This window comes from Algoriphagus winogradskyi (assembly GCF_900182815.1).
GTDB lineage: Bacteria > Bacteroidota > Bacteroidia > Cytophagales > Cyclobacteriaceae > Algoriphagus > Algoriphagus winogradskyi.
On record NZ_FXUA01000002.1, the window covers coordinates 649186 to 665295 of the forward strand.

The window sequence follows — 16110 nt, forward strand, 5'->3', positions numbered from 1 at the left end:
ATCAAGACCCTGTTTGCTATGCAAGAATTCCTTCAAACTCTAGGCGTGTCCGAGCAATTGTTCGATTACCTGATTATGCCTTTGCTTATCTTCTGTGCAAGAGTCGGAGATGTGTCGATCAACACCCTGAGAATCATGTTTATGATGAATGGGAAAAAGAATATTGCGCCATTTTTAGGTTTTTTTGAAGCCTTGATTTGGCTTTTGGCGATTGGTCAGATTTTTCAAAATATAGATAATCCGATGTCTTACCTGGCTTATGCGGGTGGCTTTGGTACTGGGACGTACGTGGGGATGTATTTTGAGGAGAAGTTGGCGCTTGGAAGAGTGCTTGTGCGGGTGATTACGCCGAAACCACTTCCAGATTTGATTGAGTACATGAAAGAACGTGATTTCCGCTTTACCAATGTGGGTGGCGAAGGTCGCTTTGGAAAGGTAAATCTACTTTTTACTGTAATGAAACGTGATTCTTTGAAGGAATTTGTGGACAAAGTGCAGAGCATAGACGAAAAAGCATTCTATACTATCGAGAGCGTGAAGCGGGTATCTGAGGACGATTTAAATGTGATGGATGACAAGCCACGATTTAATATGAGTTTCTTCAGCAAAGCCCGTACTTAATGGCCAATTCCTGGTTTCAGTTTCAGCAGTTTCGGGTCAATCAGGATCGCTGTGCAATGAAAATCAGCACCGATGCTGTGACGCTTGGAGCTTTGGCAGGAGCCGAATCGCCAGTACAAATATTGGACGTAGGAACTGGCACCGGCGTGATTGCCTTGATGCTTGCGCAGCGATTTCCAGAGGCAAAAATTCAGGCTGTAGAGATAGATTCTCAGGCGGCATCTCAGGCTTTGGAGAATTTTCAGATAAATACTTTTTCGGATCGCATGCAGCTTTGGGAAGGTAGGTTTCAGGACTTCGAGCCTCAGCAGAAATACGATCTGATTGTCAGCAATCCGCCTTATTTTCCTGATCATCTCAAATCATCCAATGCGCAGCGAAATATGGCTTTGCATACAGATGAGCTTTCCTTTGAGGATTTATTGGGAAAAGTGGGAGAACTTCTTGCTGAAGATGGACGGTTCTGGGTTATTCTTCCGCCACGACAAATGCAGGATTTTAAGAAAGAAGCAGAGGTGAAAGGATTGTTTCCTGCAAGGAAATTCACACTCCAAGACAAGCCCGGAAAACGAATACAACGGGAAATTTGTGCTTTTTCTAGAAGTCAGAATGAGTTTGAGATATCAGCCATTTTTATCAAAAATGAAGATGAAACGCCTCATGAAACTTACGCTAGCTTAGTTTCAGAATTCCTGCTTGGCTTCAAGGCTTAACCTCCCGAACTTCTTCCCGGAAGCGAATTCCATGACTTTTCAGCTCAGCCAAAATCGGATTATAAATTTCCGGAAGTACAGGGACGTGGAGGCCAGTTAGGTTGATTTTTCCATCCAAAAATAAATCAACAGCAAGCGCAAGTGGTAGGCCTACTGTCTTTGCCATAGCGGTGTAGGTTGCATCTTCCCCAATGCATACCAGACTTGATCTGATCTCCTGGGTGCCTTCCCCAGTTTTGATTTCGAAAAGGTGCTGCATCACAATCATGTCCTTGTCTTCCGGGTAAAGCTTCCAATTCTTTTCGAGAATAGCCTGCAAAATTGCGGCTGGAGAACCACTTAACTTTGGTAGCAAATCATTTCCGAAAAAGCCCAACCACTGAATTTTTTCCCAAGTAGGAAAATCAAAATCAGGGATCAGATTGCCTAACTTTTCTTCCACCGAAAGCGTGGGGTCGTAAGGCAGAAATGAATTTAGGAACTGTCTCAGCGTAGTATCTTCCGGCAAATTCATCTGAAAACTATCATCACACATTCCCAATTGCACGAATACATTCCAGGCTTTGCAGTAGCCATCTCTTCGCAATGTTCCTCTGAGCATGGTTCCTATATTTTCTAATCCATAGACCTTTCTGTAGCTGAGTGAATCCCTGTTTGGATAGCCATCAAAATCCCCTAATCCCGGAAATTGGATAGTTTCCAGCCGGTTGAAAAGCTGATGGTAGGGAACAAATTTCAAATCGCCTTTTTCTATGTAGCGTGAAGTGCCCTGACCTGCTAGCACCACGTTTCTGGGGTTCCATGTGAATTTGTATTTCCAGGGATTGTCTTCTGACTCCGGCGCGAGAAGTCCACCGCAATAGGATTTGAAAGAGATGATTTCATCGCCTTTTGATTTCACATAGTCAATAATCTGCATGGCTGACATGTGGTCAATTCCTGGGTCAAGGCCGCATTCGTTGAGGAAAAACAATCCCTTTGCCTCGATTTCTGATTTCATTTCACGCATTTCTTCCGACTCATAGGATGCCGAGAAAAAGTGTTTTCCAAATTCCAGACAGTCTTTTGCCACTTTAGGATGCATAAAAGCGGGAAGCATGGAAATGACTAGATCTGCTTCTTTGATCATAGACTGCCGAACATGCGAATCTTCAATATCTAGCTGACGGGCCTCAGCATTTGGCTGATTTTTAAGCTTTTCCTGAGCAGAAGCTAGGTGGAGATCCGCCAAAATCAACTTGCGGTCTTTAGCTAGGCAGCTTTTGGCTAAGAAATCGATCAGAAAAATGGCGGATTTTCCACCTCCTAAAATCAGAATGGTATGCATTGCATGTCGGGTTATTGAAGCTAAAATGGAAAATATATTTTAGGGTAAAAAATTGTAGAGAGAATATAAAAAGGAACATTTCCCTACCTTAATCGTTAGGAAAACTCCAATTTACCCAACGATGAGCAAGAAAATAAAAATAGAAGCTGAGTTTGAAGAACTGGGCTGGGATGAACTGACTATCGAAGAGCAACAGCTGATGATGCGGGCGAGAAAAGTGTCAGAAAAGGCTTATGCGCCCTATTCTGACTTTCATGTAGGTGCGGCTGTGCGACTTGAGTCTGGAGAGATTCTTCAGTCCAGCAATCAGGAAAATGTGAGTTTCCCTGTTGGCGTTTGTGCCGAGCGATTGGTGCTTGGGTATGCTGGAGCCAATTTCCCTGATCTGGCGGTTAAGCAAATCGCCATTGTAGCGAGAAGAAAAGGCGAGGAGATTTGGGCTGGAGTTTCGCCTTGTGGGCTTTGCCGGCAGACGATCAATGAAATGGAAATGAGATTTAATCGGCCAATCAACATCCTAATCCAGAATCCTGATGGAAGTGTACTTCGCTTTCCTGGAATTCAGACGCTTTTGCCTTTTAAGTTTGACGATTTGAATGCTTAGTATTTTGAAGAAAAGTATCAATTTTCAGTATCAAGCACAGTATTCGGTCACGCATGAGCCTACTTTCGAAGAGAAGGAAATCTGGCTGGTGCTGCACGGCTATGGGCAATTAGCAGAGTTTTTTATCCGAAAATTCCAAGGCTTTGATTCTTCAGAGCGGCTTTTTGTTGCTCCTGAAGCCACCAATTATGGATATCTCTCTGGCTTTGCCGGAAGAGTTGGGGCCAATTGGATGACTAGGCATGAGCGTGAAATAGCCATTCAAAACAACCATAATTACCTTGATCTTTTAATGGAGAACTTGCTTTCGCAGTTTAAAGAAAGACCAACAATCAATGTGCTGGGATTCTCCCAAGGAGCTGCTACCGCTACGCGCTGGGCGAGCCGCTGGGCAGGTCAAGTAGAGCAATTAGTGCTGTGGGCAGGTGGTTTTGCAGAGGATTTGATTTTGGAAGATGCCCGTAAGAAATTTTCCAAGACTAGACTGACGCTAGTTTTTGGGGATCAGGATGAATTTATTACTTCGGAAAGTATTGAAAAACAGGAGGGTTTGATCAAAAGTTTGGGCAAGGAGGTGAAAAAGCTGTCTTTTGCCGGAGGCCACGAGATTGATATTGAAATGCTTTCAAAAATTCTTGATTCAAGTAATTAAATCCCATTATATTGGCGCTTCAATTGCTTAATTAATACTATAATTTGATCACAATTCGACTTTCACTATTTTTCTGAAAATTTTGTAAACCATCAATGCTTTCGCTTACTGAAAAGGAGATAGACCTTATCTCAACCCAATTACTCAAAGGAATGATCTGTTTCTATCAGATCGACAAGAAAAGAATTCATCAGATGCCAGATGATGAGGATTATTACAACTATGATCTGACTGAGGCTGAAGAGGATGTACTGGATGAAATCGAAGAAAACCCGGACAATTATGCCGAGTTTACCCAGATGGAGCCAGCTCAGGAGCATCAGATGATGCAGGATTTTATTGACCGTCGAGTCAAAGAGAAAAATCTAGCGGATGATTTGGTGAGCTCACTGACCAAACCAAAGGCAAATACCGCTTTCAAGTTTTTGATCGATGATTCCAAGTACAAATCCGAATGGATAGAATTCCGAAAGGAAAAGTACTACGACTGGATCAAAGAGCAAGTTGATAGTTTCAACTACACCGAAGATTAAGACATTTATAGCCGTTCAATTTTGGACGGCTATTTTTTTATAACTCCACTGAGTGAGATTTCGCCAATATTTCATATTTTAATTGGATGCAAAAGTTGCCTGATTTTTTAATACGGAATACCCTTGAGCCAGGAGACCTTGGACAGGTGGCGGCATTACATGGCAAAGTCTATTCAGAAGAGCATGATCTCGGGCTAGGTTTCGAAGCTTATGTCATGGAGAGTTTGCTTGAATTCTATCGCGCCTACAATCTAAAAAGGGATAAAGTCTGGGTTGTAGAAAGTGAAGGTAAGCTGGTCGGCTTTGTATTACTGATGCACCGCCCTGCAAATAGAGCTCAGTTGCGGTATTTTATCCTCGCAAAAGAATTTCGAGGTTTTGGTATCGGAAGCAAGCTCATGAAAGAATGGATGGAGTTCTATCTTGACAAGAACTACGATGCTGCCTATTTGTATACCACAGCTGGATTAGATGCAGCAGCAATCTTATATGAAAGGATGGGCTTCCGCAAAATAAGCGAGATGAAGTCTAGGAATTTTGGTTTGCCTCTGTTGGAGCAGTATTATGAGTTAGTTACTCATCCGAAAAAGTAAAGAATGTAAGTGGTAAGAAGTTCGGAAATTTCTTACCACTTTTAATTCTTACCGAATGCTCTTAATCACTTGTAAAGTTTCTTTGATTTTATTCTCCAAGAGATCGTATTGCTGATTTTTGATCCAGTCTTTTTTGAATAGTTGGGAGCCCATTCCCACGCAGTATACTCCAGCATCAAACCATTCTTTTAAGTTTTCCTGTGTTGGTTCTACTCCGCCAGTTGGCATGATATGCAACTCAGGGTAAACAGACTTGGCTGCAGCTACAAATGCCGATCCCACCACATTTCCTGGGAATGCTTTTACTAAAGTTGCTCCAAGTTTTTTTGCTTGAAAAATCTCTGACATGGTCGCACATCCCGGGACCCAAAAGACATCCTTAGAATTGCAGAAAACCGCCAGTTCTGGGATTAAAGCAGGAGAAACGATAAAATCTGCTCCAGCTTCGATAAATGCATTTGCATCTTCGGTAGTAAAAATGGTGCCTATACCCATGACCATATCTGGATATTTGCCTGCATATGCATAAAGCTCCCTGAAAACCTCTAGCGAGTTTGTTGCCCTATTGGTGAATTCAAAAACCCGAATACCTGCTTTATAGGAAGCGTCAAGAACGCCTTTTGCTACTTCTATATCTACATGATTGAATACAGGAATCATCCCTGTTTCGCTCATAGCTTTTAACATTTCACTGTTTGAAAATCTCATCTTATAATTATCGTAAAAGTTTACCTACATTTTTTCCTTCCACCAATTGGCTCACTTCATCTACAGAGACGAAATTGGCATCACCTGGGATAGAGTGTTTTAGCACCGAAGCCGCAACTGCAAAATCAAGTGCATTTTGATCGTCGAAATGCAATAGTCCATAGATCAATCCAGCCATATATGCATCTCCACCTCCGATTCTATCCACGATATGTGTCATTTCGTAGGTTTTGGACTCTAGCATGGTTTCACCATTCCAAAGAACTCCGTTCAGATCATTGGCCGATGCGCTGATGGAATCACGATGTGTGGTGGAAACATATTTAAGTGATGGGCACATGGTTTTGGCTTTTTCACACGCTTGCAAATAGTCTGTGTCTGTGATTCCCATGCAGTTTTCGAAGTCGGTCAGACCCGCGATGATCAGATGCGATGGTTTGATCAATTCTGGCATGATATCCATAGGGCCTTTGCCATATTGCCATAGATTTCTTCGGTAATTGATGTCCGCGCTGATTTTTACACCGAGTCTAGAAGCAGCGTTTACGGCAGCTTTGCAAAGATCAGCGGCAGATTGGGATACGGCAGGAGTTATTCCAGTCCAATGGAACCAATCTGCGCCCTCAAATATCTTTTCCCAGTTGAAGTCATCTGGATTTAAATTGGAAAAGGCGGAATCAAAACGATCGTATATTATTTTGGAAGAACGTTGCATAGCTCCATTTTCCACAAAATAAATACCCATCCGACCTTCATTGAATTGGATGAGGGAGGTATCTACTCCTGCAAATTGCAACGTGTTAGTAGCAGCCTTGCCGATATCGTTGGTGGGGAATACAGTCACATGAGCTGCAGATTCCCCCCAGTTTGCTAGTGAGATGGCTACATTTGCCTCGGCACCGCCATAAATGACGTCATAAGATCTGGTATTGATGAATCTCTCGTAACCCGGTGTAGAAAGGCGGAGCATGATTTCGCCAAGCGTGATAATTCTATGAGGCATTTGTGAGCTGGGTTTAAAGGATGATGAGTTTCCGAAAAATTGTGGAGGCAAATTATGTTCTAATTGCCAATTAATTATAGGACAATAATAAATGTCAAAAATTGGTTTACCAATTTTTTCTCTTCAATTTTTTGTAGGGAATAGAATAACTTCAAGGATTGGTTGGTCAGTGATGTTTCGTATAAAGAGTGATTTCTTTAAGTTTTACCGTGCCCCTTCAGAATATTTTTTTAATTTTGCCCCAATTTGGACTTAAGCAAAACTTTCTCTTCAATCTCCCTCTCTAATGCCTAAAGATAGCAGCATCAAGCACGTTCTCATCATTGGTTCAGGTCCCATCGTTATTGGTCAAGCTTGCGAATTTGATTACGCAGGCTCCCAAGCATCCAGGTCTCTTCGTGAAGAAGGTATCACTGTGACGCTGATCAATTCCAATCCTGCAACGATCATGACCGATCCGGTCACAGCAGATAATGTGTATTTGCTCCCTTTGGAAAAGAAATCCATCGTACAAATCCTCAAAGATCATCCAGACATCGATGCCGTCCTTCCTACCATGGGTGGACAGACCGCGTTGAACCTTGCAATAGATTGCGACAAAGGTGGTGTGTGGGATAAATATGGTGTCAAAATGATCGGCGTTGATATCGATGCGATTGATACTGCCGAGAACCGTGAAAAATTCAAAGCGCTGATGGAAAAAATCGGCGTGGGCGTATGTAAAGGTTCCACAGCTACATCTTTTCTTCAGGGAAAAGAAATCGCACAAGAAATTGGTTTCCCATTGATCATCAGAGCTTCCTACACCTTAGGTGGAGCAGGTGGTGCATTTGTGGAAACTGCAGAAGAATTTGAACAAGCGCTTTCTGCAGGTTTGCAGGCATCTCCAGTTCACGAAGTATTGATCGAGCAAAGTATTCTCGGATGGAAAGAATACGAGCTGGAAGTAATGCGTGACAACATCGGTAACATGATCGTGATCTGTTCTATTGAGAACTTTGATCCTATGGGTGTGCATACAGGTGATTCTATCACAGTGGCACCTGCGATGACCTTACCTGATACCACGTTTCAGCGCATGAGAAACTATGCTATCACGATGATGAATAGCATCGGGAATTTTGCAGGTGGCTGTAACGTACAGTTCGCTGTAAGCCCTGATAATTCTGAAATTATCGGTATCGAGATCAACCCTCGAGTTTCCCGCTCTTCAGCTTTAGCTTCTAAAGCGACTGGATACCCAATCGCGAAAGTAGCTGCTAAACTGGCTATAGGATATAATCTGGATGAGTTGAAAAACTCTATTACCGGAACAACTTCAGCATTTTTTGAGCCTTCCATAGATTACGTAATTGTAAAAGTTCCTCGTTGGAACTTTGATAAATTTAAAGGTGCCGACCGAAGACTAGGTCTATCGATGAAGTCGGTAGGTGAGGTAATGGGAATCGGAAGAAACTTCCAGGAAGCCCTACAGAAAGCATGTCAGTCACTAGAGATCAAGAGAAATGGTCTTGGAGCTGATGGCAAAGAGCTGCGCAATCAGGATGAGATTTTATATTCTTTGGCTAACCCAAGCTGGAATAGACTTTTCCATGTATATGATGCATTCAAACTTGGGATCTCTTTCAGAACTATCCATGATTTGACAAAAATCGATAAGTGGTTCTTGAAGCAAATCGAAGAATTGATTCACTTGGAAAGAGAGATTGAAAAATTCAAATTGGATACTATTCCGATGGAATTGATGGATCTCGCTAAGCGAAAAGGGTATGCGGATCGTCAAATCGCACACTTGCTTGACTGCTTGGAAAGCGAAGTTTTTGACAAGCGCTACACAGAAATGGGTATCAAGCGAGTTTATAAGTTGGTTGATACTTGCTCGGCTGAATTCGAAGCAAAGACTCCATATTATTATTCTTCATTCGGTACTGAAAATGAGTCAGTAAAATCCGATCGTAAAAAAGTAGTGGTTCTTGGATCTGGTCCGAACCGAGTAGGTCAAGGAATCGAGTTTGATTATTCCTGTGTACACGGAGTTTTGGCAGCCAAAGAATGTGGCTACGAGACCATCATGATCAACTGTAACCCAGAGACAGTTTCGACTGACTTTGACATTGCAGATAAACTATACTTCGAGCCAGTTTTCTGGGAGCATATCTACGAAATCATCCTACACGAGCAGCCTGAAGGTGTGATCGTTCAGTTGGGTGGTCAGACAGCTTTGAAGCTTGCTGAGAAGATGGAGAAATACGGTATCAAAATCATCGGTACTAGCTTTGAAGCGTTGGATTTGGCTGAAGATAGAGGAAGATTCTCCAGCTTATTGAAAGATCTAGACGTTCCTTATCCTGAATTTGGAACTGTTCATAATACAGATGAAGCGCTTGAGCTTTGTAAGACGATTGGTTTCCCTCTTTTGGTTCGCCCAAGCTACGTGCTAGGTGGACAGGGTATGAAGATCGTGATCAACGAAAAAGAACTTGAGCAGCATGTGGTGGATGTCTTGAGAGATATTCCTAACAATGAAATTTTGCTTGATCACTTCCTAGAAGGAGCTATTGAAGCAGAAGCTGATGCGATTTGTGATGGTGAAAATGTGTACATCATAGGTATCATGCAGCACATCGAGCCTGCTGGAATTCACTCTGGTGATTCCTACGCTGTGCTTCCTCCATACAACTTGGGAGATTTGGTGATTCGTCAGATCGAAACGTATACTGAGAAAATTGCCCTTGCACTGAAAACTGTAGGCTTGATCAACATCCAGTTTGCGATCAAAAATGATAAAGTTTACATTATCGAAGCAAATCCAAGAGCTTCCCGTACGGTACCATTTATTTGCAAGGCTTACAGAGAACCTTATGTAAACTATGCCGTAAAGGTGATGTTGGGAGAGAAAAAAGTGACTGACTTTGAATTCAAGCCTTACAAAAAAGGTTATGCTATCAAGGAGCCAGTTTTCTCTTTCCATAAATTCCCGAAAGTAAATAAAGAATTGGGGCCTGAAATGAAATCAACCGGTGAAGCGATTTACTTTATCGACGACCTGATGGATGATTATTTCTTGAAAATCTACGCAGAGAGAAATCTCTATTTGAGTAGATAATTAGAGCTGAAGTCATAATTCTAAAAGCTGAATAGGGAACATTAAATTGAATAAAGAATAAAATATTAACCTATTGTGTGGAAATTTCTTGTAATAGTACTCGGAGTTGGTTGGCTACTCGGCCAACTAATCCGATATTTTCTTCGAAGTAAACTAGCGAAATTTGCGCAACATGTGAATGAAGTCGCTAAAGAGGCAGAACGAGAACAAAGAAAAAGTACTCAGACTTCTAAGGACGGGATTCATGTGGATGTTATTCCGAAAAAATATGCTGAAAAAAGGCAAAAAGATATCAAGGGCGGAGAATACGTCGATTATGAAGAAGTGAAGGAGTAATCCTTCACTTTTTTTTATTAAAGCATCCTACACCAGAACACTTTAAAACCACTTTGGGTTTTGGTTCCAATCAAAAAGTCCTCTCCCCCATCTTTTACACCAAGTTTCTTTTTCAGGACTTCCGAGCCGCTAGCATAATTCCGTGTAATCACATTTACCTTTCCCGTAGGAAAGAGCTTTTTGATTTCAGCTTTCTTAGTCTGGACTTCCTGAATTACTTTGAATACTCTTGCAGGGATTTCCGTAGGAACTTCAAATGAAGTGTACAGATGACTATTTGGCTCCAGTTTGCTAAATCCAAATCGCTCTCCAAAAGTCTTAAATGCTCCTGCTTTCAGTACTCCAGAAAAAGGCTCAATCAAATACTTTTCTACTTCTCTGTATTCAGATTGGCTACTTTCTTCTTCATTCAAATCAAATGAAAAACTGATTTCTTTAGCACCTAAATCAATTGCTTCTATTGTAAAAGTAGATTCTACGCCTTCTTTATTCCAGTGTAAAAGCAATTCCTTCACTTCATTTTTTACAGAGATTACCTGAACCTTTTGAATGTCTGGAATCTCAGAGACTGCTTGTGAAATATCAAGCATAGGAGATACTTTCAGTAGGATAGCATCCGCTTTACTTTTCATCATCTCCCAAGAACTGACCACGTCAGGCTCGCAATCCTGAAGCTTGTAAAGCTTTTGATTACCTTTTCCCCTGCGAGCTGGATCAGCGTAAATCAAATCAAACTGCTTTTCCGACTGAGCTAAAAATGCTAAGCCATCACCCTTCACTATGTCGAATTTCTTTGGGGCTAACACTTCGAGGTTGTGCTCAACAATCTCAGCTAACTCTACTTGCTGTTCGCAGTAAATGGCTTTTTCAAAGGCTGTGCTAAGAAAAAAACTGTCTACTCCGAAGCCCCCAGTGAGGTCAATCATGAGTTTTCCGGCTCGGTTTCTAGCTTTGAATTCGGCTGTTAGCTCAGATGAGCTTTGCTCCAAAGAAATAGAAGCAGGAAAAATCACTCGAGGATTAGATGCCCAAGAAGGAAGTTTCTTGGCTGCTTTTTGTCGTGCAGAGATTTGTTGCACAGCGGCTTTTAGATCGAAATCAGTTTTGCCCTGATATCTAAAAAGCAAAAGTGCAGGATCTTCCGTAAGATGATCCTGCACAAATTGTTGGAAGTCGGCCCGATGATATTGGGTCAAATCCATTAAATCAGGCCGTTTGCGAGCGCGTATTCTGCGATTTGCACGGCGTTGGTTGCAGCGCCTTTTCGGAGGTTGTCAGCTACAATCCACATATTTAGAGTATTAGCCTGAGACTCATCTCTTCTCAAGCGGCCTACGAATACCTCGTCTTTTTTATGCGCTGTGATCGGCATTGGATAGATGAAGTTTGCTGGATCGTCCTGTACGATTACCCCAGGAGCTGCAGCCAGCAATTCACGGACTTCCGCCAGGTCAAAGTCTTCTTTGAATTCCACGTTAACTGCTTCAGAGTGTCCACCCATAGTTGGGATTCTCACTGTGGTGGCAGTTACTTGGATTGTGTCGTCGCTGAATATTTTCTTAGTTTCCTTGATCATTTTCATTTCTTCCTTCGTGTAGCCATTTTCTTGGAACACATCGATGTGAGGAAGTACATTCATGTCAATTTTGTGAGGATAGACCATGTCTGCCTTTTCTCCTGCACGCTCTGCCATCATCTGATCTACCGCTGCTTTGCCCGTACCGGTCACCGACTGGTAGGTAGACACTACGATTCTTTTGATGCCGTAGCGGTTACGCAAAGGCTCCAGAGCTAATACCATTTGAATGGTAGAGCAATTTGGATTTGCGATGATCTTATCTTCTTTGGTCAATTCCTTGGCATTGATCTCAGGAACGATCAGTTTTTTGGTCGGATCCATTCTCCAAGCTGAAGAATTATCGATGACAATAGTACCTACTTCAGCGAATTTTGGAGCCCACTCTGTAGAAGTGCTTCCGCCTGCTGAAAATATAGCCACTTCAGGTTTCAATGAAACAGCTTCTTCAAGCCCAATAACAGTGTAAGGTTTACCTTTATAATCAATCTGTTTACCTACCGATCGCTCGCTGGCGACTAATAGAAGTTCGTCAAAAGGGAAATTGTGCTCTGCTAGCACCTCTAGGATTTCTGAGCCTACCAAGCCGGTAGCTCCTACCACTGCTAATTTCATCTCTTTAAAAGTAGTTGTTGAAAATTTTTGAAGCACAAAAGTAAGAGCTACTGATTCATTTTCAGGCATGAGGCTTAAATATTTTGGTGAAAAAGTAATAAAAGCTAACAAAAAGAATAGTTTGAGATCATTTTGCTATTTATATTTAGACTACATTTTTTATTTGACTGGTTTATGGTTGGCTTATTTTTTATTTGGCAATTGGTCTATACAGCGGTTTTCCCAGTTGGGCTAGTGTTTGGCTTTGCTGCGACTAATCAGATTCAGCGTTTCGAAACAGAATTTATTATTATTAATCATCCAAATGAGTTCTTGACAGGATGGTTTGGCAATGAAATCAGGGCGACTTCTTCCCGAATTTATCAGGCAAATGGTTTTGGAAGAAATGGAAGCAGAGCGTTGGCTGTACAACCGATTTCTACTTTTGATGGGGAAATTATTATCAGACTTTCTCCATCTGAATTCTCTGATCCTCAAGTGCAATTCTGGGCTAGATCTATGAAAAACGGAACAGGTAATAGAGCTGCTCAGGTTTATTTCAGTTGGAGTAATAGTTTGGAGGGTGAGTATTCAAGTGCAGAATTATTGGGTGGAGAAGCTGAATTCGCAAATGAAGATCAGGATTTCAGGAATTTTGAACTTGATATGCCTGATCGCTTTTCTGGGGATATAGAAGTTTATTTAAAACTGGAAATAAAGTATGGCGCAGGTTCTGGCTCTTGTGCAAAATGGTTGATGGATGACTTTGAGTTTGGGGAATTTGTAGTGGATAAAATACCCCCAAAGATTACAAAGGTTCGTGGATATGATGAGAAACAAATTGAAATTCAGTTTGATGAAGCGGTAGATCCAGTGTTTTCTGAGTTTGCCTTTAATTATAGCCTGAATGAAATAGAACCATCATTTGTGAATAGGAAATTGGATTCTTTGGTGTATATAAGTTTTGATGAAAAGCTTGAGCATGGGAAAAGGTATGAGTTGATGGTCTCCAAGGTTCCAGATCTGGAAGGAAACTTTTTAAAGGACACAGTGATTTCTTTTCAGTTTTTCGATCCGACTTTTATTCCTTCAAAAACGCTTGTGATCAACGAAATTATGCCTGCTCCGAAAGCAGATCTTGACTTGCCGAATGTGGAGTTTGTGGAAGTTTTTCATGCAGGCGAATATCCTATTAGGCTTGAAGGGTTGTCATTTTCTAACTCAAGATCTACTGTGGTTTTGCTGGAGGCATGGATTCAGCCAAGTGAGTTTTTTCTTTTTGCTCCGGAAAATCAAGCTTCAGAATTGAACGAATATGGAAGGGTGATTCCACTTAAGAATTGGCCAACACTTTTGAATTCAGGCGATCAATTGTGGTTGAAAGATGATCGAGGAAGTGAAATCGACATGATTTCTTATGCAACGGGCAGTTGGGGAGGTAGCGAATTTGCTGGTGGTGGATATAGTTTGGAAGTTGCTAATCCATTCTATGCCTGTGAGCAAAGTGATTTGCTGAAAGCTTCGATAGATCCCCTCCGTGGAACTCCAGGTCGGCAAAATTCAGTATTTGATTTATCTCCTGACGGAAGCTTACCGGCCCTAAATTTATTTGAATTCACTTCTTCTAAGAGTCTTCTTCTGACCTTCTCAAAACCGATTTTGGCAGGTTTTGATCAATCAAACTTTAAATTTGAACCAAGCTTGGGGATTGATTCTGTCTTCCATTTATCTTCCAAGCAAATTCAGATTCTGGTTTCGGAGGAATTCGTCTTGAATAAGATTTATCATCTCAGTATAAATGGAATTACAGATTGCTCGGGGAATGAATATATCCAAGCTGAGGCTCTGCTACTAGTACTGCCAATCCAAGCTCAGATCGGAGATGTGCTTATTAATGAGCTGCTTTTTAATCCCAAAACAGGCTCACCAAAATTCGTGGAACTGGTTAATGTGACGGAGAATTATATGGAAGTCAAGGATTGGATGCTGGCAAATCTCGATGATTCAGGGGAAATAGACCAGGTGAAAAAAATCAGCGAAGCTTCAGTAATCATTCCACCCCAAGGTTTTCTAGCGATTACCACCAATGTGGATCAATTGAAGCTGGATTTCCCGAAGTCAGCCTTTGGACAAATTATGCAACTATCTGCACTTCCTAGCTATCCGATTGCTGGCCAAACAGTAGTTTTATTGGATTCTGCAGGGGAGGCTGCTGATTCTTTTTCCTATTCAGAAGATCTGCATCATCCGCTTTTGAGGGACCCGAAAGGAGTTTCCTTGGAGCGACTTTCTACAGATTCGCCAGCTTCTTTATCCGCTAATTGGCATTCTGCCTCAGCTATTGAAGAATATGCAACACCAGGGCGAAGGAATTCTCAGGTGATTTTGGGTGAGTTCGAAGGAGAATTGATTCAAATTGAGCCTGAAGTTTTTGATCCAGAAGGAAGTAATGGTAATACCTTTACGACTATTAAATATGAACTTGATCAAGCTGGATGGATAGGGAATTTTAGGGTTTACTCTACAGCTGGTCAGTTGATGCAGGTATTGGCTCAAAATGAAATGCTAGGTACCTCAGGATTATTTACTTGGTCTGGTACTGACAGTCAAGGAAGGGTAGTGAGGCCAGGATATTATGTGCTTTTAGTAGAATTATATGACTTATCCGGTCAGATAAGGACAATTCGCAAAACTATGGTTGTGGCAACAAAACTTTAAATTTTTATATTCACAGCGAAAATCCAAAGGATAAAATAGTATCTTAAGAGGCAAACACCCCAAAATCATGGTCAAAGATCTCATTACCGAAGCATTGCAGACGCTTCATCTGCAACATGGCAAAGACCTCAAAGAGGTTGCCCAATACCTTAAAATGAAATATCGAGTTGAAGTCGGACTATTGGTTCTCCAAAGTCGTCTCAAGAAGGTACTACTTGAGGAAAAAGCCGTCGCATGATGGCTTTTTTATTTTTAGCTGATGAGTTCATGGTCAAATTATAGGGAAAAATATTTTTATGATCTGGAATTTGATAGTGAGTTTTTCCATTCAAGGGTTCCTGTGTTAAACTATTTCTATGAATTGAGCCAGATGTCGAAAGATGGAATTTGTAGTGTTTTGATTATCAGATTTTTGAAAGAACCTTCGGAGATTGCTTTTTCTTTTACTTTTATAAATAGTTATGGGTACATGGTTTCATGTAGATAGGATCTTCTCGCTAACAGCCTGGATTTTTGCTTAGGCTTGAAATTTTCAAGTAAAAGCTGTGTAATGAATCCTTGTAAATCCAACACGTACATGTATTTTAGAGAACTAATTCTAAAAACAACCGTCCCAATACTATTACCTAATTTTAGCTGGCTATGAGCAAGGAAGAAAAGACCGCATATTCTCAGGAAGAATTAAAAGAATTCGAAGTGATCATCTTAAAAAAGCTTGATAGCGCGAAGGAAGAATTACTTTCTTTGAAAGAATCACTCAGTAAGAAAAATGATAGTGGTACGGATTTCACAGCATCCACCTCGAAATTGCTAGAAGATGGTGCGGATACACTGGAACGTGAAAGTCAGAACCAACTGGCGGCAAGACAACAGAAATTCATCTACAATCTTGAAAACGCATTGATCCGTATCAAAAATGGAACATACGGTATTTGCGTAGATACTGGTAAACTTATTGCAAAGGAAAGATTGATGGCTGTGCCTCATACCATGCATTCCATTGAAGCAAAACTCGCTAAAAAGTAA

Annotated in this window: 16 protein-coding genes; 11 read left to right on the forward strand and 5 right to left on the reverse strand. The window is 41.3% G+C overall.

Annotated elements, in window-relative coordinates; translation table 11 throughout:
- The first annotated feature begins 18 nt into the window (after nt 1-18).
- Together QOL76_RS07285 and QOL76_RS07290 are read left to right on the forward strand one after the other, a co-directional pair.
- Nucleotides 19-621: a DUF2179 domain-containing protein gene (locus QOL76_RS07285; protein WP_283412376.1), complete on the forward strand. Its 603-nt coding sequence runs from the start codon at nt 19-21 to the stop codon at nt 619-621.
- Complete coding sequence (locus tag QOL76_RS07290) at nt 621-1334, forward strand: tRNA1(Val) (adenine(37)-N6)-methyltransferase (protein ID WP_283412377.1); 714 nt, start codon at nt 621-623, stop codon at nt 1332-1334. The genes QOL76_RS07285 and QOL76_RS07290 overlap by 1 nt, the downstream gene beginning before the upstream one ends.
- On the opposite strand, the gene QOL76_RS07295 is transcribed toward QOL76_RS07290, so the two are convergent.
- Complete coding sequence (locus QOL76_RS07295) at nt 1324-2661, reverse strand: saccharopine dehydrogenase family protein (RefSeq protein WP_283412378.1); 1338 nt, start codon at nt 2659-2661, stop codon at nt 1324-1326. The genes QOL76_RS07290 and QOL76_RS07295 overlap by 11 nt on opposite strands.
- 121 nt (nt 2662-2782) lie before the next feature.
- Here QOL76_RS07295 and QOL76_RS07300 point away from each other — a divergent pair, with 121 nt between their 5' ends.
- From QOL76_RS07300 to QOL76_RS07315, 4 genes are all read left to right on the forward strand, one after another.
- Complete coding sequence (locus QOL76_RS07300; protein WP_283412379.1) at nt 2783-3265, forward strand: cytidine deaminase; 483 nt, start codon at nt 2783-2785, stop codon at nt 3263-3265.
- Complete coding sequence (locus QOL76_RS07305) at nt 3258-3917, forward strand: alpha/beta hydrolase (RefSeq protein ID WP_283412380.1); 660 nt, start codon at nt 3258-3260, stop codon at nt 3915-3917. Before QOL76_RS07300 ends, QOL76_RS07305 begins: the two co-directional genes overlap by 8 nt.
- Nucleotides 3918-4012: 95 nt before the next feature.
- Nucleotides 4013-4450, forward strand: coding sequence for a UPF0158 family protein (locus QOL76_RS07310; protein ID WP_283412381.1), 438 nt, complete (start codon nt 4013-4015; stop codon nt 4448-4450).
- 86 nt (nt 4451-4536) lie between these two features.
- Complete coding sequence (locus QOL76_RS07315; protein ID WP_283412382.1) at nt 4537-5043, forward strand: GNAT family N-acetyltransferase; 507 nt, start codon at nt 4537-4539, stop codon at nt 5041-5043.
- A gap of 48 nt (nt 5044-5091) precedes the next feature.
- On the opposite strand, the gene QOL76_RS07320 is transcribed toward QOL76_RS07315, so the two are convergent.
- Both QOL76_RS07320 and QOL76_RS07325 read right to left on the reverse strand, forming a co-directional pair.
- Complete coding sequence (locus QOL76_RS07320; protein WP_283412383.1) at nt 5092-5751, reverse strand: bifunctional 4-hydroxy-2-oxoglutarate aldolase/2-dehydro-3-deoxy-phosphogluconate aldolase; 660 nt, start codon at nt 5749-5751, stop codon at nt 5092-5094.
- A gap of 7 nt (nt 5752-5758) precedes the next feature.
- Nucleotides 5759-6754: a sugar kinase gene (locus QOL76_RS07325; protein ID WP_283412384.1), complete on the reverse strand. Its 996-nt coding sequence runs from the start codon at nt 6752-6754 to the stop codon at nt 5759-5761.
- Between the two features lie 286 nt (nt 6755-7040).
- Here QOL76_RS07325 and carB point away from each other — a divergent pair, with 286 nt between their 5' ends.
- A complete protein-coding gene (gene carB, locus QOL76_RS07330) occupies nt 7041-9860 on the forward strand; it encodes a carbamoyl-phosphate synthase large subunit (RefSeq protein WP_283412385.1) in 2820 nt (939 codons plus the stop codon).
- 75 nt (nt 9861-9935) lie between these two features.
- A complete protein-coding gene (locus QOL76_RS07335) occupies nt 9936-10196 on the forward strand; it encodes a DUF4834 family protein (RefSeq protein ID WP_283412386.1) in 261 nt (86 codons plus the stop codon).
- Between the two features lie 17 nt (nt 10197-10213).
- On the opposite strand, the gene QOL76_RS07340 is transcribed toward QOL76_RS07335, so the two are convergent.
- Both QOL76_RS07340 and QOL76_RS07345 read right to left on the reverse strand, forming a co-directional pair.
- The gene (locus QOL76_RS07340) at nt 10214-11398 is read right to left on the reverse strand and encodes a THUMP-like domain-containing protein (protein ID WP_283412387.1); all 1185 of its coding nucleotides are present in this window, start codon (nt 11396-11398) and stop codon (nt 10214-10216) included.
- Nucleotides 11398-12387 carry an aspartate-semialdehyde dehydrogenase gene (locus QOL76_RS07345; protein ID WP_283412388.1) on the reverse strand — a complete coding sequence of 330 codons (990 nt, stop codon included), beginning with the start codon at nt 12385-12387 and terminating at the stop codon, nt 11398-11400. The genes QOL76_RS07340 and QOL76_RS07345 overlap by 1 nt, the downstream gene beginning before the upstream one ends.
- Nucleotides 12388-12561: 174 nt before the next feature.
- Here QOL76_RS07345 and QOL76_RS07350 point away from each other — a divergent pair, with 174 nt between their 5' ends.
- From QOL76_RS07350 to QOL76_RS07360, 3 genes are all read left to right on the forward strand, one after another.
- Nucleotides 12562-15084: a lamin tail domain-containing protein gene (locus QOL76_RS07350; RefSeq protein ID WP_283412389.1), complete on the forward strand. Its 2523-nt coding sequence runs from the start codon at nt 12562-12564 to the stop codon at nt 15082-15084.
- A 67-nt stretch (nt 15085-15151) separates the two neighbouring features.
- Entirely contained in the window at nt 15152-15322 is a 171-nt protein-coding gene (locus QOL76_RS07355; protein WP_283412390.1) for a hypothetical protein, read from the forward strand.
- Between the two features lie 404 nt (nt 15323-15726).
- Nucleotides 15727-16110 carry a TraR/DksA family transcriptional regulator gene (locus QOL76_RS07360; protein WP_283412391.1) on the forward strand — a complete coding sequence of 128 codons (384 nt, stop codon included), beginning with the start codon at nt 15727-15729 and terminating at the stop codon, nt 16108-16110.